We start from the raw sequence: 22957 nt of genomic DNA on the forward strand, positions 1-22957 counted from the left end.
CACTCGTTATAAAGAACCATGATATAACGGTAGTGTTAATACCCCGTTATTTAGGGGGAGATTTTATTTTTCCCTCTGCCGCTTTGTCAGGCTTCTTTTCTTTGTTAACTTGCGTATCACCGCTCGCGTCTTTTTCTTTCTCTAACTCCACAATGGTCAACTCTGCTTTCTTTAGAACTTTTTCTGTGTTCTTTAATACCTCTAACGGTTTCACCGGCGGCTCTATCTTTACCACATTTGAGTACTCATATTCATCATGTGGATGAGGGGTTGTTTCCGGCAACAGTACCCAGAAAAGAAATACCAGAACCACACCGGCAAATGTGAATGCTGTCAGCAGAAGACCTTGGTCGGCAGGAATGCGAATTTTATCCCAAAAATACACAATTTGCTCAAAGTTACCATCTTTAGATTTTGAAGACTTTACTTCTCCCTGAGCCAGCGCTCCAAGCCCATAAAACCAGCCTATAATGAGCAGCACCAACACCGCACTGGCAACACTTCCCCACATGACTAATTCGATCGTAATTTGCTCAGCAACCGGAATGACCCATACATTTTCTTTAATCGTTTCGATAATGCTGGTGGTCACGGCTTTTGATGCTGATGTTACAAACCCGACGATAAAATACAGCAGTGGAAGATAAATCACACTGAACAGTGCCCACTTCCACCATAACCTTTTCCCTAATCCAGATTGTGGATCAATATTTAATCGTTCCAGTAATACCGTTCGCCCACAAAGGCCCAAGGCCCATATGTCGATTGGGATTGAGAGAACGAGCAAAAATTCAAGACCAAGACCTTTCCATGGACGAAGGCCACCTGCAAGCAACAGGAGACAAATTACCATCTTGATGGGAAAGCCAGTCCAGAAGGTAGGCCAAAAAACAAGTAGACCGAGCTTTGTATTAGACATGGATATTTACAACGCGTCGTATTTTAAAATTTACTGTTCCCAAAACCACACATCTTATTTATTATTTACGGCCTAGAAATTTCAGCCTTTATGATTAGTCGAGAAACTGTCGATTGATAATAGCTGAAACGGTAAAGATCAGTATTCCAAGCATAATGACAATCCAGCCAACAAGTGCAACCGGTCGCTTGAAAATGTCTCGCTGTGGATTGGTATCGATAAACGGCAATGCGGCGAGGAAAGCCATAAATGCCCCAGGTATCGCAATAGCTCCGAGAAATTGCCCAAACTCTCCACCAAACATCTTTAAACGTAAAAGTTGAAACAGAAAGAGGAAATACCATTCAGGCTCTGGATGATAGTCGCCTGGATCAGGAGTCGCTTGCTCCAGCAACGTCACTGGCTCAATAAACGCCAAGCTACAGACAATAAGAAAAACCGTGGCCATTGCCACAATGTCTTTCCATATTTGCCGAGGGAAAAAGTAATCGGTCTTGGCTTTGAGCTCTTCCGGTGTGCCTCTGAATGGACCTGCAGGACCTGCCTTTCGAAATAAAAAGATATGCAGTCCAGCTAGCCCCATTAACCCTGCAGGCAAGACCATAACATGGATGACAAAGAATCGACTTAAGGTCATTTGTCCAGGAGTCGGACCACCCTTTAAAAATCGAGCCATAAAATCACCGACAATCGGCGTTTTATCCATGATCTCTACACCGACCACTGTTGCCCAGTAGGCTCGCTGATCCCATGGAAGGAGGTAGCCTGTAAACCCAAAGGCCATCACAATGCCAAATAGGGCCAAACCAACAAGCCAGATAAGTTCTCGCGGTTTTTTATACGCTCCCCATAAAAAAACCTGAGACATGTGCGCAAATACCATCACAACCATCGCTGAGGATCCCCAGAAATGGTAACTCAGCAAGAACCATCCATACTCAACTTCATGAATGATGTACTGCGTACTATCATACGCGTGATCTGTACTTGGGACATAATAAAACATCAACAAAATGCCCGTGACCACTTGAAGGATAAAGATAAAGAGAAGACAGGATCCAAAGGCATAGGCCCATCGTGACCCTCCAGGGACAGGCTCATTGAGCATTTTGGCCTGTATGGTCTTTAGGCCAACACGCTCGTCGACAAAGTCCACTACCTTTTCTAACGCATTCGGTTCGTTCGCAGTACGTTGCTGATTATTCATGATATTGTCGTGAGGGAATTACAAGAGTCTGATTTGATTTTTGACGCCAGCCTTATACTCAACGTCGATAACTTTAATTTCTCCACCAGCGTTGATATCGAGAGGTAGCACGTCTAACGCTCTCGGCGCGGGCCCATCAATAACTTTTCCCGCTTCATCATAGATGCTGAGATGACAGGGACAAAGAAATACTCCATCAGGAAAGTTTTTTGTCCTTCTCCATTTATATCCACATCCTAAATGCGGACACTTCCCCGAGAATCCAATGAATGGGGAATTGGCCTTATTCACCCAAATTACATCACCTTTATTATCGTAAAACTTTCTATCTTCACCTTCATATACAGCCTTTTTTACTTCTGGCGTCGCCTTCACAACCCAAATATTCTTTTCGATCTGCTGCTCAGGCATAAAGGCTTCTTTAAACCCTCGAGTAAACTTAAATTGATACCCAATATTTTCTTTTGCAATTTTCTTAGAATTACCAACATCAAACCATGCGTTATCGAAGGGTTTGTACATGGGTTTCATCAGGTACTTTAAGACAGGGAATGCAAGAGGCAGGGCAATCAATGCGCCAATCGCATGGGTCATATTGGTAAAAAACGTACGACGAGGCACATCGCGCTCTAAACATGGGAGCGGGACAAGCACCTCACCAGGCTCCACATGGATATTATCTTCAAGGTGTGCAATTTCGACTTCGTGAGGCGTCACATACTGATCTCGATCCAAAACGGAATACTGGCTAAACTCGGAAGATGAACAACGAAGAACAACTTCCTCCTCACTCACAATTTCTTGAACATCTCCTATTGGGACACAACGCTCCAATCGCATTGCCCCAGACTCTTGAACGACCACATGGCTCACCTCGTGCGAGATGGGATCCATAATTACCTTTGAGATCTTACCGACCTCACCATCACTACACCGAGCTTTTGCAGTTAACTTAGGTTGCATAACACTAAATGCCTACAATCATGGGTTAATTCATTTTAATGGGTTTGGGGGTTACCACCGATGCATCTTTCAGAGATACAAGGAACGCCACAAGTGCATCGATTTCTTCATCAAACATCAAATCTTTATATTTATCAGGCATTTTGCCTTTCTTATACTGTTTATCGAAGCCTTCGGCCATCCAGCTCTTAGGATCCAGAATTTTTTCTCTTAGCTGTTCAGCCGTCATGAGGTTTCCAATGTTGTCCATAACAGGGCCACGCTTTTTCCCGCCTTCTCCAAATAACTTGTGACAGTTGTAGCATTCTTGCAATTCCCATTGCTCTTTTCCTAGAGCAACAATGTCACCTCCAGCAGCAGAGGTCGTAGGCGCAGCCTCCACAACCACATCAATCTTTCCAGCTCCCAACGTATTTAACTTTTTATCAATCGCTATTGCTCGCTCATCAAGGGCTTTTGCACGCGCAATCAACTCTTCGGCCTTTCCCTGTTGAGTTCTTGCTTTTCTAAGTTTGAGAACTTTATCAATTTTTCCTTTTTCAACTTCAGGATCATATTGTGGGAGTCCACTAGCCCCTCCCGTAAATATGACAGACAGAACAATATAAAACACGACCAACCCGATCGCAGCCTTAGGACCCTCAAGTCGATTCATTGAAGGCGCATCAAGTAAGATGAAGACAAGAGCACCCAACATGGCATACGAAAAGAACATCACCTGGAACACAAACGGGAAACCAGTCAGCTTGGCGACGACAACGAGAATGACGCCAATAATGACGCCAACAATCCCCTTTTTCATAATGCTACCCATTAGACTTTGCTGAGCCATTCGCTTCTCCCTTATTTCCCTACGATTACTTCGCCCCTTCAGGAAGAGGGACACCTTGTGCTTCTGGAGCCTTATCTTTTGTAATCCGTAGCGTCACCATGATGGCAAAACTCACGACCGTAAAGAATACCACCGTACAACCGGTGATCCACCAAGCTGAATAAGCCAGAGTGGGAGTAAACGCTTCAGCCGTAAAATCAGGCACCAAGTTATACACGTGGTAATATTTGCGAGTTAAAGACCGAACCGTTCCCATTAACCCCATTGTCCAGATTGCGCTGAACGCCAGAAAAATAAGAACGAATTGAGAAGCAAAATCTATTTTTCCCCATGAAATACTTCCCACACGAATCCCACGATTATAGAGAATATAGTTGACAATCGTCAGATATACCAGGGTAAACGCTGCCGCATTCTTGGCTGGCATCAATGCGAGCTCCTGAGCCCATTCAGGCAATTCAAGGGCGTGGGTGGCTTCTCCTTGTGTTGCGACAAACCCATGCGGTGTCATCCAAATGGCATCAGCCACAACTATCATCAAAAACCCAACCTTGATCATAGTAAACGCTGATACCGTAAACTTTAAGCCAGGCAATTTACTGAGCACTGCCGGCAAGACCACAAGAGCCGCTAAAAATATCAAAGACTGCCATTCAGGTGGTGGAAACATTTTCCAGGCCACCCCCATCACCGCAGGCATCACAATGACGGCAATCATGACTAGCCCAGAAATCCGTACCTGTTCAACTCCTTGTATCCGCTTCATGCTGAGCCAGATGTAATAATTACTGGCAAGGAAAATCAGACCTATCATCGCGCCCTGCATTTCAAAGAACATCGATAACTGATCAGCCATCATGTACGGACAGATTGACGCATCATAGTCACAAAGCTCATAGGCCAACAAATAACCCATGAAAGGAAGAAGCAAGAGCGCACCGACTCCAATAAGGTTACCGACGAAGCCCATCCAGTCATAGTATGCGCGTTCTTCATCGGTCCGTGAACGCATGTACATATATGCAGCAATAAGACCTGCGATAAACCCACCAAATGTGACATTTCCGACAAGCCGGTGAAGGTTTAGTGGCATCCAGCTATAATTCGCTACCTTATCCCATAAGCCGGCAGTCTGTATGAACTCGACCAGCGACATGCCTTCTGCTGCTTTAGCCGGCGTGTTCATAAAGGCCGTCGGCCCGTCTATCACAAAGAGCGTAATCGTTCCGACCAGATTCAGAAGTACTCCCAAGGCAATGTGCCTTGCCTTTTTACTTCCCTTCATCGAATCCCAAGAATAAAAATAGGTGTACAGAATGATGGTTTCTGCAATAAACAGAAGGGGATAAATGACCGCGAAGACCAAGAAAAAGTGCTTAATCAACCATGTCGTGAAGTCAGGATACGTTCCCAACAATACAAATATAAAGAGGCCCCCAGTTAATGCTGTCATGCTATAGAGGATGACGGTCACCTTTGTGACCTCTTTTGCCAACCGATCATACTTGGGATCGTTATTCTTGTAGCCCAACCATTCCGACACGACCGCAAAAATTGGTGCACCAAGAATGAACGCGGCAAATAAGATGTGCAACTGAGCCACTACCCACACAGCTGTACGATTTCCAGCGTAGGGGAAATCGACAGTTGGTGCATCGGGAGCCTGCCCATACGCGGCAGCTGCCCCAAGCACCAACAAGCCTGGCAAAAACAGTAAACTTCGGCTTAATGTCTTCAAGGGTCGTGGCCCTCCTTCTTTAGCTTTCATATCCGCCGTGAACAACTCGTAACCTTACTTGTACAATTCTAACCCTTAAGCCCTTACTCCCGGCATGTTCTCCAGCTCATTCTGCTGGAGCTTCTTCCGTTGGAGCTTCTGCTGCTGGAGCTTCTTCAGTTGCAGCTCCTGCCGCCCCGGCCGTACCCAAGGGAACCCACTGCTTCTTTGCGACATCATATTCTTGCCCTTCAAGACCAAACGTCGCTTCAAAGGCAATAACTTTCCATATTTCATCTTCTGAAAGCTTGCTCTTCCATGCTTTCATTTTCGTCCCTTTTACACCTTCTGAAACCCTCCAGAACCACTGCGAATCTGAATACAGTTTCATATGTTCAGTCTGCCTAAAGTCCCGCGCCCCAGCCTTGACTGGCTTTCCATTCTTACCATGACAACTTGCACAATTCACGTCGATATTTTGCTGTCCGGTATAGATCGCCTGCCCTTCGGCAATAATATCTGGATTTCCCCAGTGATCTGGAGGCATATGTTTATCCGCATACTCGGGAGGAGCTGGCGGCGGAGGCTTCGGAGGTCCCTCGGCTCCACCGCATGCCGTGAGGGTTAATCCAGCAACGGAGAGACCGACCAAAAATACGTTTCTCAAACTATGACTCTGCTTCATATAACCCCCTAGTTGAACGTTGTGATGTACAAAATTACTCAAGAATTCGCACCAAAGCTATACTGTCCCCATCGACCTATATCCTATATCGCAAAAAAGCGCTTCCCCCCCTGCTATACAGCCAGAAACAAAAGCGCTACTCAAATCAAGTCTCTCATCAACTCGACAAATGTACCTTTTATTACACCTGAACATACAAGTCATCAGCGTCTTTTGTGAGCGGTGTCAGAACAGCTTTTCAGAAACCAAGACGTCCACTCTTTTCAAACTTATTAACGGCCTTCCCTGTGCCATGGATCTTTGTGCCGTAAGTGGGAGACGCGATTCTTGTTCCCTATGTCTTTCGTCCAGAAAAAAATCATGAGATCAAATCAAACCAGGAACTTAGGACATCCATCAATCAATCAGAACAAACTGCAAAATTCACCACTTACTTCATTTGCAATATCGCAATATTGGCCTACACTGATAACTGTATTGATAGCTTATATACAATAGACGTATTCAGTAAGAAAAATAATTAAGTCATCAGTAAACATCTATGCTTTTTCTCCTAGCACTTGAACTCCCTTTTCAACAGACCCAATGGCATTCCTGCCAGTCGCTTAGCACCACTGCACTACACTAGGAGGATCATACCTAACTGATTTTACCCTTGAGTCTCATCTAGCCAAAAAGGTCCGTGGTTTCTAGCATAGACGAGAGGTAATCGTCAATGATGACAGGACAATGTTTCCTCAACAAAATGCAATTTCATCATTAATTGATGGAATACTATTTTGCCTTCATGTTGGTCAAGACGAAAAGCTGGAGAGCTTAGACATTGATAAAGAGAGGGATTCATACACTCGACAATATTTATCGTGACTGAAACCGAAGGAAAGAAGACTTGCAAGGTGAAAAAAAAGGGGGGGGGACTGAGGAAGGCCTAGCGAAGCGAACTACAATTTCTTCTTGGTTATTTTTTCCATCTTGTGAACCCAATCATCCCACGATTTTCCAAATGCGGTATCTTCCCCTGAAAAGGAAATGGCATCAAGTTCTTCATATCGAAGACTCTGCATACTGGATTGCGCTTTAGGAAATATCTTCACAGTAGGAGGCGAGGACTGTAGATCTCTGTCATACAGATAGCCCTCAATCGATTCACCTGATCGCAATTCAATTGTCACATCTCCCCGATAATCAAAGGCCAAATCAATCACACGTCTCCGCTCTTCTGGATCAGTCAATTGAAATTTTTGCCCTTCGAGGCTTTTACCTGAGGAGGCTGAAGTTTGCTGATTATCCATAACTAGCTGCAAAGAAAAGACAACCCCACGCGCTGGGAACGTCTTATGTTATACTTGGAAATAACGTGGCCCTGACCGTCCCCAAAAATCCAGACCAGGAGCTAAAGGTGTCTTCCACAGCTGAAGCCTCGTACCCACAATGCACCATGCAATCCTGGCATTTTTCATTTCGACCCGTTCCATAGCGTTCCCACGAGGTCTCTTCCATTAACTCCCGGAACGATGACGCATAGCCGTCCTGAATCAAATAGCAAGGTTTTTGCCAACCGAAAATATTATACGTGGGATTGCCCCAGGGCGTGCATTCATACTCTCGCTTCCCCATCAAAAACTCTAAAAAAAGGGGAGACTGATTAAACTGCCAAGCTCGCTTTCGCTCACCGAGCAATTGCGAAAAAAGCGCATGCGTTCGTTCACGCTTGAGAAAACTATTTTGGTCGGGAGCCTTATCGTAGCTATAGCCTGGTGAGATCATCATGCCTTCAACACCTAGCCCCATCATTTCGTCGAAAAATTGACGAACACGAGAAGGATTCGCATCGTTAAATAATGTCGTATTCGTGGTCACTCGAAAGCCACGTTGAAGCGCTGCACGAATGGCCTTGACCGCAACATCGTACACCCCTTCTCGACACACTGCATGATCATGCTCATCCTTAAGGCCATCCATATGAATGCTAAAGGTTAAATACTTTGATGGAGTATAATCCGACAGCTTACGCTCAAGAAGAATGGCATTCGTACACAAGTACACATATTTTTTCCGCTCGACCAATCCTCGAACAATTTGCGGCATTTCTGGGTGAATTAATGGTTCTCCACCGGGAATACTAATGATAGGAGCATCACAGTCATCAGCAGCGGCCCAACATTGCTCTGGTGTTAACCGTCGATCAAGAACATGGTCCGGATATTGAATTTTCCCGCATCCGGCACACTCAAGATTGCAGCGAAAGAGAGGCTCCAGCATAAGCACGAGCGGATATCGCTCTGTTCTCTTCACCTTTTGCGTGATGACATATTTGGCCACGGTAAACATCTGAGAGACTGGTACAGCCATCATGCTCTCCTTATACGATATAACGAATACGTTGGGTCATGATCATATTATATAAGACTTTTTTAAGTTGGAAAGGTTACAGAAAAAATTGGAGGCGCCGAGCGGGTTCGAACCGCTGAATCGCAGTTTTGCAGACTGCTCCCTTAGCCACTTGGGTACGGCGCCAGTGGCGTATTATAGAGACTAGTAGTCAACGAAGACAAGAATACGGAATACTTCAAGGTGTAATTTTTTAAGAACGTGCAGGTAAGACAGGAATTTCTTTTCGCCCAAGCGTTTTTGCTGGATCGTCTGAACCTATAGAAAGAGATGGAGAAGACTGGAAAGCTGAAAGAGCATTGGAAGGGGACGCACCTGTTTCACCATGACTAGCCAACTCCGCTTCTTTTTCCTGAGCCATCACCTCAACTTCTTGAATCAATACTTCGATCAACTCTTCTGACGGGACCTTGCGGACAAGCTTGCCTTTTTTAAACAAAATACCGGACCCTTGTCCTCCGGCAATCCCGATATCGGCTTCTTTCCCCTCTCCGATGCCATTCACCACACACCCAAGCACCGAGACAGTCAGGGGGGTTGTGACATGACCAAGTCGTTTCTCCAGTTCATTGGCCATACGGACAACATCTATTTCAACACGACCACAGGTAGGACAGGCAATGACATTCACTCCTCGATGTCGAAGCTCTAAAGATTTTAATATTTCAAAACCGACCTTCACCTCTTCTACCGGATCAGCTGCAAGCGAAACACGCAAGGTGTCGCCAATTCCTTGCGACAGGAGCCATCCTAACCCCATAGCCGACTTGATGGCACCAGTCATCGCGGTTCCCGCTTCGGTGATGCCAATATGCAAGGGGTAATTGGATTGCTGCGCAAACAACCAGTAAGCATCAATCGCCATATGAACATCTGAAGCCTTCAGCGACACTTTCATGTTGGTAAAACCAACATCTTCTAATGCATGAACAGCATTTAAGGCAGATTCTGCCAGGGCTTCGGCCGTGGGATAGCCATACTTCTCAAGAATGGGCTTCTCAAGTGAGCCACCATTCACACCAATTCGAAGAGGAATGCCGTTATCATTGACAGCCTTGATGACCTCTTCTGTCTTCCACCACGGACCAATATTGCCAGGATTAATCCGAACACAATCGACAATCTCGGCCGCCTTCAGCGCAAGACGATGATCAAAATGTATATCGGCGATAAGAGGAACGGTCATATGGGGTTTAATTTTTGACAAAGCGGAGACGGCCTCCTGATCAGGCACGGCAACCCGTATCAACTCACACCCAGCTTGCTCCAGCTGGTGGATTTGCTCAAGCGTGGTCTTCACATTGCTAGGATGGGGAATGGTCATGGATTGAACAGAAACTGGCGCATCACCGCCAATTTTGACATTCCCAACCTGTATTTGCTTGGTTTTCCTTCGAGTGATATACACAAAATTCCCGACTAGCTCATCACAGTGTGGAGAGGAACTCGTGCGAGCAGGTCTTTGGCTTGGTCGTAGATTCCATTCGCCGTTAATCCATACTTTTCCCGCAACAAGTCTTGAGGACCCTGTTCAATGTAAATATCAGGCAACGCTAATACTTTGGCAGGAACATGCCAGAGACCTTGATCAGATAAGGACTCGAGAACAGCTGATCCAAAACCACCCATCTGACATCCTTCTTCCATGGTCAACACGCATTTAACCTTTTTCGTGATAGATCCGATTAACTCGTTATCAAGGGGTTTGACAAATCGTGCATTCACAACAGCGGCAGAAATGCCCTCCTGGGCCAGCCGTTCAGCAGCTTCCAGCGCATGATGCACTAACACCCCTACCGCAATCAGCGCCACATCGTCCCCATCTCTCAAGAGTTCACCTCGCCCCATGGGTAAGGGCTCCGCAGTCGCATCCATCGGCACCCCAATGGTTGCCCCGCGTGGGTATCGAACAGACACCGGGCAATCATAATGAATACAACTTTTAACCATATGCTGCAATTCGTTCTCATCTTTCGGAGCCATCACCACCATATTGGGCACATGTCGTAGGAAAGCAAAATCAAATGCCCCGTGATGGGTCGTCCCGTCTTCTGCAACCAATCCTCCACGATCTATACACAAGGTCACAGGCAAATTTTGCGTTGCCACATCATGCACCACTTGATCGTACGCTCGTTGCAGAAACGTTGAATACATGCAAATCACAGGACGCATGCCCTGAGCGGCTAACCCCGCCGCAAATGTCACGGCATGTTGCTCGGCAATTCCGACATCATAAATTCGATCAGGAAAGGCTTTCTCAAAAGCGGCTAATCCCGTGCCTTCACACATGGCAGCAGTAATCGCGACAATTCGCTCATCTTCTTTGGCCATGTCCACCAATGTATTGACGGCTATCGCACTATAAGAAGGTCTCGTGGCTTTTTTCGCCGGCTCCCCAGTTTTAGCATCAAAGGGCGAACAGGCATGAAACCAGACAGGGTTTTTCATAGCGGGCTCAAACCCCAAGCCCTTTTTGGTGATGACATGAAGAAGAGTCGGACCTTTCAATTTAAGGACATTGTCCAGCGTCGACAACAAATGCTCAAAGTTGTGCCCGTCAATCGGACCAACATATCGAAAGCCTAATTCTTCAAAGAGCAGGCCTGGCAATAAAAACCCTTTGGCCAACTCTTCCGCTCGAATGGCCATCTTTTTCACTGGTTCGCCAATTTGAGGAATCGTCTCGAGAAGCTGAGATGTTTCTTCACGCAAGCGTGTGTAGAATTCTCCCGTAAATGTCCGGTTGAGATATGCTGAAATCGCTCCCACATTTCGAGAAATGGACATCTGATTATCATTCAGGATCACCACTAAATTCTTTTTAAGATCACCAGCATGCTGTAACCCTTCTAACGTCATGCCAGCCGTTAAGGCGCCATCACCCACCACACAGACAGTCCGATGCGGAAGCCCCATTTGCTCGTGAGCTTCGGAATAGCCAACAGCCGCCGACACGCCCGTTCCAGCATGTCCGGCATTAAACGTGTCATACACACTTTCTTCTCGCTTACAAAATCCACTCATCCCGCCAAATTGCCGTAATGTATGAAACTGCTCTCGTCGACCCGTGAGAAGTTTATGCGCATAGGCTTGGTTGCTCGTATCCCACACAATTTTGTCTTGCGGTGTATCAAGCAAGTAATGCAAGGCAACGGTCAGCTCAACCACACCCAAATTGGATGCCAAGTGCCCGCCGACATTCGACACAACAGAAATGATCAAGCTCCGGATTTCCTGGCATAACTCAGGGAATTCCTCGGGAGATAGTTTTTTCAGATCGGCCGGACTCTCAATCCTTTGTAGTATCGACATAGCTATAACCTTTCACTATTCACATTGAATTCGTCGCCAGGGCAGGAAACCATACGGACATCAACATAAATACGTAGTTTTCATTATACCTGTAATTTTCCCATAGACAGTGAAGCAAGTCAAGAAACTCGCGGCAATCATCAAGAGGAATATTGGTTAGTGCGACTCAACCAAAACACGTTTATTTTCCGCAAGCTCTTCCAACATTTTTTCCGCTTCAGGTTTATATCGCAACTTCCAATTCCAATTCTGTTCTGAAGGATTATGCTGAACAATTTTCCGCAGTTCTTTTATGGCGGCAACAACATTTTTTCTTTTGACATACAGCTTCGCGAGATCAAGACGGGCATGAACATCATGTTCATCGGCCAACACGGCTTTTTGCAAATTTTGCAATGCCGCGTCTTCATCCCCCCCTAAAAACCATGGTAATTCTTCTAACATTCTCCCAAGCATATGCAATGCAGGAGCATGGTCCGACTGCAACTCCACCGCCCGGGTCGCATGATCCTTTAACTCCTTTACCGCGAACGCCGAAGCCATCAACCCGCTTAATTCAGCGGCACGGCCAAGGTTCGCCGCATAATAAAAATGTGCATCGGCAAGAGCTTCCTGTCGTGCGAGAGCTTCTTTGGCAAAATGGGCACCCTGTTCATAAAAAGAAATTCGTTGTTCCTTTGAGGCACGACTGAGATCGCCTAACTCCAAATACAATCCGGCAAGTTTAGTCAATATCCTTGGATCCGCATGGGAACGATTCTGAGATTCTAATGCTTGGATATCCTGCTGAAGGGTACGAATGGGCTCACGTTCGCCCATTTGCGTACTCGCCTCACTTCCGTAGAGTCCCCACCAACCGCTTACGAGCATAACGCCCAACCATAACGCTACGTGAGAAACCCTGACGCCTGTAACAAATAATGAGCCTGCGCAGCATTTCTTGCTCATTCTTTCTCCTCCTTCAACCTCTCACTCACGAACTTTTCTACGATTCTGTACCCTCAAAACGGGTAATCCAAACCGGCAAAGACCGCTCCACCCTCCTTGCTGTATGCCCAATCAACACGACCGACAACATTCGGGCGAACAATCCCTCGAAAACCAATACCCGGAGTTACTTCATATTCATTAAATTGACGGTATTCAAAGTGATGATAGGTCCTCCCCATATCAACAAACGGCGCGACCTCAAACTCGACGTTCACATGAAAAATTCGAAGCCCAAGAACATGAATGCGTTCTTCGATATTCAAGGCAACCAAATGCCGGTCAACAAACCGATCTTCACCAAATCCTCGCAAGTTACTTTGCCCACCAAGGGAACTCCTTTCATAAAATGGAATTCCGTTACCAAAACTCAATTGAACGTTGCCGCGAACGGCAAAGACCATTCGTTTTGATGAGCTGGGGAAGAGGGCCCGCCAGTCAATCCCATACCGAAAGTACACAAAATCATCAGTACTCTGACGTTGAAAATTTTGTACGGCCTCGGCATACGCTTCAAGACGTGATCCAGCAGTCGGAGTGATGAGATTGTCTCGAGTGTCATACTGGAACACCAAACGATTGGCAAGAATCGTCGCTCGCTCTAGACCCGTGATCCCTCTAAATACATCACCAGTGAACGGCTCCGTATCGACTCCTCCTGGCTGCACCTCCACATCTCGGTACCGCTGTCCAATCATCAAGCGCGTCACATCATTTAAGTGTACGCCAAAGTTCCACTGCACTCCAATTTCTCGGCTTGTGTAATTCGATTCGTTGCTTTCCGGTGTTGTCTGCCCAATTCCAAAAAACCGTTTCGTCGCATTTTTAAAAAATTCAGCTCCAACATCAAGAAAGAAGAGACCCTGGATAAATCCAGGATCTTGATAGCGAACCTTAAGCTTCCGTTCAATTTGCTCCGTATAGGATCCCACAAACTCCACTTTCCGGCCAGCAGACCAGTAATGGTAGTAGTTCATGGTCCCGCGAACTCCCAAAAAGGAATTATGAATCACCATGGGAGCCATGAGTGAGACGAGATTCCCCTCGTCATCAGACTCAAGTACAGGAATAATAAGGCCAAAATCTTGGCCATCGTTTTTCGAGGTAGATATGGCTGGAACAGCAAATATGGACCGGTTATCTGATGCAAAAGCTGGGCATACGCCGAGAAAAACGGTCAGCGAAAAAAGGCAGACACACAGACACCTACGCAAATGAGGCATGGAACAAAATCTAATCAGGGGTGAGACGCCTGATCGGCTTTCGTCCGAAGTTTTGCCAATAGACCATCAAACGATGAGGTTTTGAGAATACGGGAAAATTGACCACGGTAGTTTTTCATCAAGCTCACCCCGTCTATAATCACATCATAGACTCGCCACTCTTGATTTTTTTTGAGTAACCGATAATCGATGGGCACTCGAGACTTCGGTGAGATGACTTTCGTCTGAACTTCGGCAAAATTCCCTTTTTTTCGTTCTTTCAGATACTCGACTTTTTCTCCGGAATAGGAATCAACATTGCTCGCATATGACGTCGTGAGAAATCGTTGAAAGAGCGAGACAAATTCTTTTTGCTGTTGAGAGTTGAGACTCTCCCATTCCCGAGAAATTGTCCGTTTCCCCATTTCTTCATAATCAAAACGTTGCCCAATCACTTCAATTAAGCGTGTCAGTCGCTCGGCTTTTTTATCATCACTCTGCAATTCTTTCTGTTGGAGTACCTTGAGGACCCGATCAATGGTCCCTTTGATGGCTTCGGTGGCTGATCCAGTAGCAGCGGCATAGCCAACTGAGGACAGTCCAACGACACATCCCAAAAAGAGACCGACGACGACCATACGTAACGCCCAGATTGATTTCATAAGACACTCCATTGAACTCTCTTTCATTGGCGGTTCATCCATCTGCATTCTTTACATACCAAGACTTATCTGTTTCAGTCTTTAGAATCTTTAAAACGTTACGACATACTCATCTGTTCAATTGTGGCACCCATGAGACACTGATACCCCCCTCTCAACTTTGAATCAGGGCATTCGAGTCATTTCCCCTAAAGCATGAATCGCTTATGCGAAATAGTTCTGAATTTTCACTATTATGGTACCACGAGTGAGCATTGATGCAATAAAACGATTCTCCACAACGCGTTAACACGTAGAAGCAACTTTCTGTGGGTTATGGGCTTGCTCAATTTCATCTAAAAAAATTTGAAAAAACAGAGTGAGACTCCGAGAAGCCTCCAACATTTGTTTTCGTAGATGAAGGATTTGAATCAACGATGAAGGATTCCGCACGATCATACTCACCCCTTTCATCCAGTCACCTGGGTGAAGAAATAAATTGAAATCTATGGGAAGATCTTCGTCAAATAAGTCCGATATCGTCCTGACAACAATAAAAGGAATCTGTTGGGTATGCGCAACAGATCCCAAAGACGCGCTTTCCATATCCAATGCCACCGCGTGCGTCCGAGCGGCAAGAGCCTTTTTTTCCGCCCCCGTTCCTATAATACGTGGGAGACTCACAACGTAACCAGACTGGCTACCAGGATCAATAGAACTGGCGACTTGCCAGGCTTGAGTTCGAATGATGTCATCACACACAATTGGAGATTGCTCAACGGTATCAGCGTTGATGATGGCTTCATCCATCACCACTTCATCTCCAACTACAATAGTCCCAATGGAACAAGGAACCAGCGCCCCAGCGAACCCTGAAGACACCACGAAGTCCCAAGGTTCAAGGCCGAGCACCGATTGAGCGGTAGCCTTTGCTTTTTGAGGACCAATGCCTGATTGAAACACGGAAACCTTTGCCTGCCCTCGATGCCCAATCGTGCATCGAACACCAGCCTTCGTCGTCGTTTGATCGACCGTCAAGGCCTCCTGAACAGCCTGATACTCCCAACGAGTCGCGGTGAAAATAGCCAGTTTGACTTGGGAAACCTCAGACGAGACAAATGGCCTCACGTTTTGGATAATCGCTTAAAGGATTTTTTGATGTTGTCGCCGGGCGGCCTGTGTGGCAATGCGTAATTCATCAGCACGTGACTGGCCATTCATTTTGACATTTCGATACATCGCCAAGGCCCACAACGGGAAGTACTTAAAATAACCGTGATAGCGTAGGTAAAACACGCGAGGGAATCCAGTTCCTGTATGAAATGGTTCATCCCATACACCATCTTGTCGTTGATGACGCAACAAGAAATTGACTCCCCGTATAACACTAATGGAATCTGAAACACCAGCCGCTAGCAACGCCATTAATGCCCATGCGGTTTGAGATGCGGTGCTTTCGCCTTGACCAGACTGAGCAGGATCAGCATAGGACTCACACGACTCTCCCCATCCTCCATCTTGATTTTGGGCAGTTTCGAGCCAAATGACAGCTTTTTGAACCCACGGCGCAGTCATATCAACATCAATCGCGCGAAGCCCTGAGAGCACACACCATGTTCCATAGACATAATTCACCCCCCAACGACCATACCAACTGCCATTCGGTTCTTGCTCGCGTTGCAAAAATTCTATAGCCGGCTCAACAGCGGGGTGTGTTCGGTCATATCCTAATGTTCCCAGCATTTCAAGACACCGTCCGGTCAGATCAGCCGTACTGGGGTCAAGGAGTGCCTCATGATCCGCGAATGGAATTTTATTGAAGATGAGACGGTTATTATCTTTATCATACGCCCCCCATCCACCATCGGCCCCTTGCATGGCTAAGGCCCACTCGCAGCCTGATCGAATGGCATCATCTCGATCAGCGGGCAATTCTGTTTCAAGTTTTGCTAAAGCAATGACCACAGCCGCCGTATCATCCACATCAGGGTACCAATCATTTTCACCCTGAAAATACCATCCGCCAGGACGAGCATTGGGTGAAGAGACGATCCAATCACCGACTCGGTCCGTTTGTCGCGACCGCAGCCAGGAGGCGGCACGCAATAACGACGGATGATCAAGTTTCAAGCCTCGCTCAACAAGCATATCCAAGGTCAATGCGGTATCCCAAACTGGAGACACGCATGGTTGAAGATGAAGTGCCCCCTTTGGACTGCCCCCATCACGGGAGGGTCCATACACCTCAAGGTCTTCTATCTCTTTTAGCGCCTTAACCACCTGAGGATGATCGGCTGAATACCCTAAGGCTTGTAATGCCACGATCGAATTGGCCATGGCTGGATATATAGCCCCCAGCCCGCCTTCTCCCTGCATATGTTCCAACATCCAGGTTTCCGCTTTTTGGACGGCACGCTTTCGCAAGGACTGAACTGGATAGATCTCATACAATTTCAGAACCGCATCAATCCAGACAAAGAAGTTCCGCCAACTCAACCGGACACCATCTTTCTTAAAAGGCGAGACTTGTGAATAGTCAACTTCGTTCGAAGGCTGAACAAACAATTCTTCAATTCCTTGTTCACTTGAAATATGACAGAGGGGCCGTTTTGCAAAAATAATGAGAAGAGGAATAATCACAACACGCGACCAATAAGAAACCGCATAGAGATTAAAATACAACCATTGCGGCGCCAACATAATTTCCGCTGGCATACTGGGCACCCCTCTCCAGGGATACTGCCCAAATAATGCGAGCGTAATCTTGGTAAAGACATTGGACTCAATCACGCCTCCATTGTTTAATATCAGCTCACGGGCCTTCTTCATAAACGGTTCGTCTGGCGAGACGCCACAGAGCTTTAAGGCAAAGTAGGCCTTGACCGATGCGCTGAGATCTGTCGGACCGCCTAAATAAATTGGCCATCCTCCTTCATCTAATTGCATATCAATAAGGTAATGCATTGCCTTCCGTTCCCGATCAGGGTCAACACGATCCATAAACCTTCTCAACATCAGATATTCAGAAGTCAGTGTCGTATCGGCCTCAAGTTCAGCGACCCAATAGCCAACCTCGCGATTTTGATGAGACAAAAACCACGACTCCCCTCGTAGTAATGCCTCTTCAATGGACTCCGCATGACCGAGCGTTGCAGAAGACGCACGGCTTGAGGACAACGGCGCCGAGGTCACCGGGTTTGGATTATGAGAAACGAGCTTTAAATCAGGTGTCGGACGTTTCGCCGTACGTGGCTTTAAGGCAGGATGAACATTCGACAACAAACTGTCAGAAAGACGCACCAACAGTTGCTTAAGAATCCTCATAAGTTATTTGCGAAGGTTTGGTAATTGAAAGTACCGATGAAGAGAATGCACGAGCATTCAAAGGGATATGCCCACAAAACCCTTCATACTGACAGAGGGCTATTGCTTATAGCAAACCACGTAGACCCTGTCAACGAAATGCTAGGGGTAGGATAACCTTGAAGTTCGGCTATATCCGTTTCAGTTATACCGAAACGATAAAGCGCCAAGTTGTAAAATGTTGATAGCCAATACGTGATAGAAAACGTCAATCATAGGTGGTAAATCCAAGCGGGTTTAACCTTTCAATGTTTAAGGCGCAGTATTACGCTGTCTTGGCTACCTCGAATCAACAACTTAGGAGGAGAACCGGGTTCAACGTTCAATGCCTATTCAGCTTTCTGTCAGGTAGACAACGATCGTAGCCAAGACTACCTTACTGAGTGCTCCTGGCGATTCTCAGTCAAGATTGAAACTACAAGGCCAGTGGTGCACTGAGCGTTCGTGGCCTAGGCATAACTGGGAATTAATGTGATTTGTTCTAGAGAGGGAACAGAAAGAACGGCAAAAGGAAGACCTCGACATCAATACCAGTGCCCATGGCCATCCCTCCCTTTACGAGAGGAGGACGATACGTTCTCGATCATGTTGGACATGCCTCGTTCCATTACGAGTATCAAACACGACAGGCGCCTGCTTCACAATCATGTCATAATCAAAAGCTGAATGGGCTGTTAAAATGAGTGCGCACGCACTACCAGCCACAAGCTCTGGAGTCAGTTCTTGAGATTTATACTGCTGACCTCCAACGCAAATACTTGGGGCAAACGGATCTGTATAGGCGATATTCGTATTTTCTTTTTGTAATAATTCCATGACTTTGGTTGCTGGCGATTCTCGCTCGTCACTAATATCTGCCTTATACGTCACACCCAATACCAACACCTGCGCTCCATTGAGACATTGTCCTTGTTGGTTCAATATCCGCTGGAGCTTGCTCACGACATAGTAGGGCATGCCTTCATTAATTTCGCCTGCCAATTCGATAAAGCGAGTATGAATATCATATTCTTTGGACTTCCAAGCTAAGTAATAGGGATCAAGCGGAATACAATGGCCACCAACCCCAGGTCCTGGATAGAAAGGCATAAACCCGAAGTTTTTGGTGGCTGCCGCATCAATGACTTCATATACATTGATATTCATCCGTTCACATAGCTGAGTTAATTCATTGACGAGTGCAATATTTACCGAACGAAAAACGTTTTCAAATACCTTAGCCATCTCAGCCACTCGCGGAGAACTTAACGGAAATATTTTGACGATTGACTGCTCGTAAAATGTCTTAGTGACCTCCTGACATGCCTTCGTGACTCCACCGACTAACTTAAATGTATTATGCGTTTTGAAGTCTTCATTTCCTGGGTCTACCCGCTCAGGAGAAAATGCCACAAACAAGTCCTTACCAACCGTCAGCCCCGTTTCTTCTAATCGAGGAAGAATGACTTCTTCGGTGGTTCCCGGATACGTGGTGCTTTCCAACACCACTAAAATTCCAGGATGCGCATACTGTGCGAGTTGTTCAGTAACCTTTAAAATTGCCGTGATATCCGGTTCTTTGTTTTTCGTCAATGGTGTCGGGACACAAATAAGAACAACATCACAATCCTTTAACTTCGAGAAGTCTGTGCTCGCAACAAACTTCTTACTTTCCACGACCTCACGAAGCTCCGCATCATCCACATCACCAATATAATTATTTCCTTGATTGACTAAATCGACTTTTTCAGCGACTGAATCGATCCCAATAACAGAAAAACCCGTTTTAGCCTGAAGGACAGCAAGGGGAAGCCCAACATAACCGAGACCAACGACACCAACTATGGCAGAACGATCTTTAATTTTGTCCAATATCTTCATCAATCACTCCTCCTTGAGCACCCTCACATGACTATCACAGACATTCACCTTTACCATCGGGAAGGCATATCGGAAACTTTAACTGTAAATTTATTACCTTGATCAAAAATTCAAGCGAGGGAATCAACCGCTCTCTCAGTTATTATTTGTCGCAGAATTAGTCAGAGCACATGCGCTACGAGGACACATCATTGGTCACATTTGTTAACACTTTATCTTGATCAATGGCCCAAACATCACAGGTGGTATCACCATCAATATTCCCAATGGCGACAGCTACAAAACTGTTAGCCGTCGCTTGATCTAAGGTGGATGCTGTACAGCCAGGCGGAAGCGTCCCTAAGCTGGATTTCCCAATTTCATAATAATATCGTTGAGATGAACCACTTACCGCAAATCCTATCGCATTAAAATCATCAATATAGCCATTATTTTCTGCAAAGTACGCAATTTCACCTGTATGAATGGCGACTAAATTATTCTTGGCCTCCGTCTGTTTGGCTTTGGCTTGATACGTCATGAACTTTGGAATCGCAATCGTCGCAAGTATACCAATAATGGCCACAACTATCATAAGCTCAGTTAAACTAAAACCTCGTTTATTGCGTAGGTGCTTTCTCATATGAATTTCTCCTGCTGATAAATCGTCTCTCTTGCTCTTTGCAATCTAGAAGTTTAGTCACTGCCACATGACCACTGCTTCTATTGTGCAAAAAGCCCTATCTTTTGTCTATTCCTTTATCGTATCGAGTCTTGGGCATCACTCATCTCATGCATGGTCCATGGGATTCTTCCATATTCTTCTCGGTAAACAGACACATCAGCCTAAGCATGCCCTTCGTGATCCGATAGTCGATTTTTACGAGACAACCCAGTTTACTCACAATAGCCCAAAATGGGGGGGCAGAGGAGTCTGGTCAAAACAGAGGAACGTTGGCACTCTGGCCACGCGAAATGTTCACATGGACAAACTTAAGGAGTGAGAGAATGTTCGGAAGTGCTATGACTCACTTTGGGAAGTTCTGATTGACGTGCGTCTTGCAGAATCGGCTCACCAAACCCTTGATCACGAAACCTCTTGATCAACTGCTCGTTAGACGAATCAAGTTCGATCGATCGAGTCCAGGCCTTTTGGGCTTTACCTAGCTCATCCCGTTGTAAATAAATTTCCCCAAGATGTTCAAAAATGACCGGATCATCGGTTATTAACGATAACGCACGGTTGATCGTCGCCAGAGCTTCATCACTTCGCCCAATTTTAAACAAGGCCCAACCGAGACTATCGATATAATATCCATTTTGGGGCTTTAATTCGACGGCACGTCTGGTGAGCTTGAGCGCCTGCTCGACCTGCACCCCACGATCCGCGTAGCTATAGCCCAAATAATTGAGGGCATCGGTATGTTCAGGTTCCAATTTCAATGCGCGTTCCATGGCCTGAACAACCCCATCAAACCGATCCAATTTGTCATAGGCCGTACCCAGATTAAAGTGGAGATCGGCATTGGTCGGATCCTGCTGGATTCCTTCTTCAAACTCACTGACTGCGGACTCATACTGTTCTTGCTGAAGATATGTCAGCCCCAGCAACAGGTAGGGCTCTGATCGTTTCGGTTGGATATGTTTGGCTTGATCTAAATGTAAGATCGCATCAACATATTGTTTTTGGCGGTAAGACAAAAACCCAATATGCAATAAACTATCATAATATCGTGGATTAATCTTTAAATTAGCTTGATAGGTTTTCATCGCCTGTCGATAATCATTCATTTCTTCATACATCAGGCCCAAATAGTCTCGGACACGCAACTCATTGGGTCTCGCATCCAAAATTATGGTCAGTTCATCAATCGCCTGTTGATAGTTACCCATTTCTCCATAAATCAGCGCAGTCCGAACCTTGATGTTCAAATCATCTGGATGATCATCTGAAATGAGAGCTAATTGTTGTAAAGCGGATTCATATGATTGAGCGCCGAGATACAGCCTCACAAGTTGTAAGCGAAACTCTTTGTCGTGAGGATTGACCTCCTGAAGATACCGTTCATACACCGACTCCGCTTTTTCCTGCTGGTTTTGGTCCTCATACAAACTTGCTAAACTCTGATACGCTCGACGAAAATCTACACGTAACTGAATCGCCTTTTCAAAATACGTCTCCGCCCCTTCGGCTTCACCTAATTCACTCATTGAAAGACCAAGATAGTAATGGGCAGCCGGAGAGTTTGGCACCTGAGTCACAGCTGATTGAAAGACCGCTTTTGCCTCTGCAGTCCGCTTGAGACCCAAGAGAAGCATCCCCTTGGAAACGTAGCCATGATCTTCCGTTGGCGTTTCAGCGATAACACGATCAAAAATCAACAGTGCTTTCTTCGAATGACCTGTTCCCGCGTACACTCGCGCTAACTGCATCAGATGCGCGTTTTCTTCAACTGCTGACAATGGGATAGAGTCGACCATCTCAACAGCCGAAGACATCTCACTATTTGAAAAGTGCAGGGTAGCAATACGTATTTTCAAGAATACCGAATCAGCATCAACTCGCAATCCTTTTCGGTATTCTTCGATGGCCACCACCGGATTGTTGGCCAATTCAGCCATATAGCCGCGAAGAAAGTGATAATACGCTTGAGGATTGACGCGTGCCGACACCTCTTTAGGGGGAGGAGAAAGCTTGGGAACTCCTTGAGGAGCCGTTCCACAAGAAAGAATGAACAGAGGAGTGGCGAGGAGCACAAGCGAGAGCCGTGCCCAGCACGAAGAATGATTTTCCCAGTATTGACGATCCAAAATATCCATCTACATCACAAACAGCATATCCGTCGATATTCTATCATGATCGGCACATAGAGTGGATCTCACAACGTTAAAAACT

General features: G+C 46.0%; 18 protein-coding genes and 1 tRNA gene. All 19 read right to left on the reverse strand.

The annotated features are described in order from the left end of the window. Nucleotides 1-46: 46 nt before the first annotated feature. Nucleotides 47-919 (reverse strand): hypothetical protein, encoded by an 873-nt coding sequence (locus tag ACWQXP_RS00605; protein ID WP_454060893.1) that lies wholly within the window; start codon nucleotides 917-919, stop codon nucleotides 47-49. A gap of 94 nt (nucleotides 920-1013) precedes the next feature. Beyond that, nucleotides 1014-2126 carry a cytochrome b gene (locus ACWQXP_RS00610; protein ID WP_454060894.1) on the reverse strand — a complete coding sequence of 371 codons (1113 nt, stop codon included), beginning with the start codon at nucleotides 2124-2126 and terminating at the stop codon, nucleotides 1014-1016. Nucleotides 2127-2144: 18 nt separating this feature from the next. Beyond that, entirely contained in the window at nucleotides 2145-3020 is an 876-nt protein-coding gene (locus tag ACWQXP_RS00615; RefSeq protein ID WP_454060895.1) for a Rieske 2Fe-2S domain-containing protein, read from the reverse strand. 94 nt (nucleotides 3021-3114) lie between these two features. Then, entirely contained in the window at nucleotides 3115-3921 is an 807-nt protein-coding gene (locus ACWQXP_RS00620; RefSeq protein WP_454060896.1) for a c-type cytochrome, read from the reverse strand. A 25-nt stretch (nucleotides 3922-3946) separates the two neighbouring features. After that, complete coding sequence (locus ACWQXP_RS00625) at nucleotides 3947-5659, reverse strand: cytochrome ubiquinol oxidase subunit I (protein WP_454060897.1); 1713 nt, start codon at nucleotides 5657-5659, stop codon at nucleotides 3947-3949. A 106-nt stretch (nucleotides 5660-5765) separates the two neighbouring features. Continuing rightward, nucleotides 5766-6323: a c-type cytochrome gene (locus ACWQXP_RS00630; protein ID WP_454060898.1), complete on the reverse strand. Its 558-nt coding sequence runs from the start codon at nucleotides 6321-6323 to the stop codon at nucleotides 5766-5768. 941 nt (nucleotides 6324-7264) lie between these two features. Further along, nucleotides 7265-7615 (reverse strand): hypothetical protein, encoded by a 351-nt coding sequence (locus tag ACWQXP_RS00635; protein WP_454060899.1) that lies wholly within the window; start codon nucleotides 7613-7615, stop codon nucleotides 7265-7267. A gap of 43 nt (nucleotides 7616-7658) precedes the next feature. Continuing rightward, a complete protein-coding gene (hpnH, locus tag ACWQXP_RS00640) occupies nucleotides 7659-8675 on the reverse strand; it encodes an adenosyl-hopene transferase HpnH (RefSeq protein WP_454061124.1) in 1017 nt (338 codons plus the stop codon). Nucleotides 8676-8764: 89 nt separating this feature from the next. Further along, nucleotides 8765-8840: transfer RNA gene (locus ACWQXP_RS00645), tRNA-Cys, on the reverse strand. 67 nt (nucleotides 8841-8907) lie between these two features. After that, nucleotides 8908-10122, reverse strand: a complete 1215-nt coding sequence (gene ispG, locus ACWQXP_RS00650) for a flavodoxin-dependent (E)-4-hydroxy-3-methylbut-2-enyl-diphosphate synthase (RefSeq protein ID WP_454060900.1) — start codon at nucleotides 10120-10122, stop codon at nucleotides 8908-8910. 11 nt (nucleotides 10123-10133) lie between these two features. Further along, the gene (gene dxs, locus ACWQXP_RS00655) at nucleotides 10134-12029 is read right to left on the reverse strand and encodes a 1-deoxy-D-xylulose-5-phosphate synthase (protein ID WP_454060901.1); all 1896 of its coding nucleotides are present in this window, start codon (nucleotides 12027-12029) and stop codon (nucleotides 10134-10136) included. 156 nt (nucleotides 12030-12185) lie between these two features. After that, a complete protein-coding gene (locus ACWQXP_RS00660; RefSeq protein ID WP_454060902.1) occupies nucleotides 12186-12977 on the reverse strand; it encodes a tetratricopeptide repeat protein in 792 nt (263 codons plus the stop codon). Nucleotides 12978-13030: 53 nt separating this feature from the next. Beyond that, on the reverse strand, nucleotides 13031-14239 hold the full coding sequence (locus ACWQXP_RS00665; RefSeq protein ID WP_454060903.1) for a BamA/TamA family outer membrane protein: 1209 nt from the start codon (nucleotides 14237-14239) through the stop codon (nucleotides 13031-13033). A 14-nt stretch (nucleotides 14240-14253) separates the two neighbouring features. Then, entirely contained in the window at nucleotides 14254-14880 is a 627-nt protein-coding gene (locus tag ACWQXP_RS00670) for an MlaC/ttg2D family ABC transporter substrate-binding protein (protein WP_454060904.1), read from the reverse strand. 285 nt (nucleotides 14881-15165) lie between these two features. Then, nucleotides 15166-15987 carry a 5'-methylthioadenosine/S-adenosylhomocysteine nucleosidase family protein gene (locus tag ACWQXP_RS00675; RefSeq protein ID WP_454060905.1) on the reverse strand — a complete coding sequence of 274 codons (822 nt, stop codon included), beginning with the start codon at nucleotides 15985-15987 and terminating at the stop codon, nucleotides 15166-15168. Between the two features lie 15 nt (nucleotides 15988-16002). Beyond that, nucleotides 16003-18183: a squalene--hopene cyclase gene (gene shc, locus ACWQXP_RS00680; RefSeq protein WP_454060906.1), complete on the reverse strand. Its 2181-nt coding sequence runs from the start codon at nucleotides 18181-18183 to the stop codon at nucleotides 16003-16005. 594 nt (nucleotides 18184-18777) lie between these two features. Further along, nucleotides 18778-20082, reverse strand: coding sequence for a nucleotide sugar dehydrogenase (locus ACWQXP_RS00685; protein ID WP_454060907.1), 1305 nt, complete (start codon nucleotides 20080-20082; stop codon nucleotides 18778-18780). A gap of 175 nt (nucleotides 20083-20257) precedes the next feature. Next, nucleotides 20258-20704 (reverse strand): type IV pilin protein, encoded by a 447-nt coding sequence (locus ACWQXP_RS00690; RefSeq protein WP_454060908.1) that lies wholly within the window; start codon nucleotides 20702-20704, stop codon nucleotides 20258-20260. A gap of 350 nt (nucleotides 20705-21054) precedes the next feature. Beyond that, entirely contained in the window at nucleotides 21055-22881 is a 1827-nt protein-coding gene (locus ACWQXP_RS00695) for a tetratricopeptide repeat protein (RefSeq protein WP_454060909.1), read from the reverse strand. Nucleotides 22882-22957 lie beyond the last annotated feature (76 nt).

Source organism: Candidatus Nitrospira salsa, assembly GCF_965152625.1.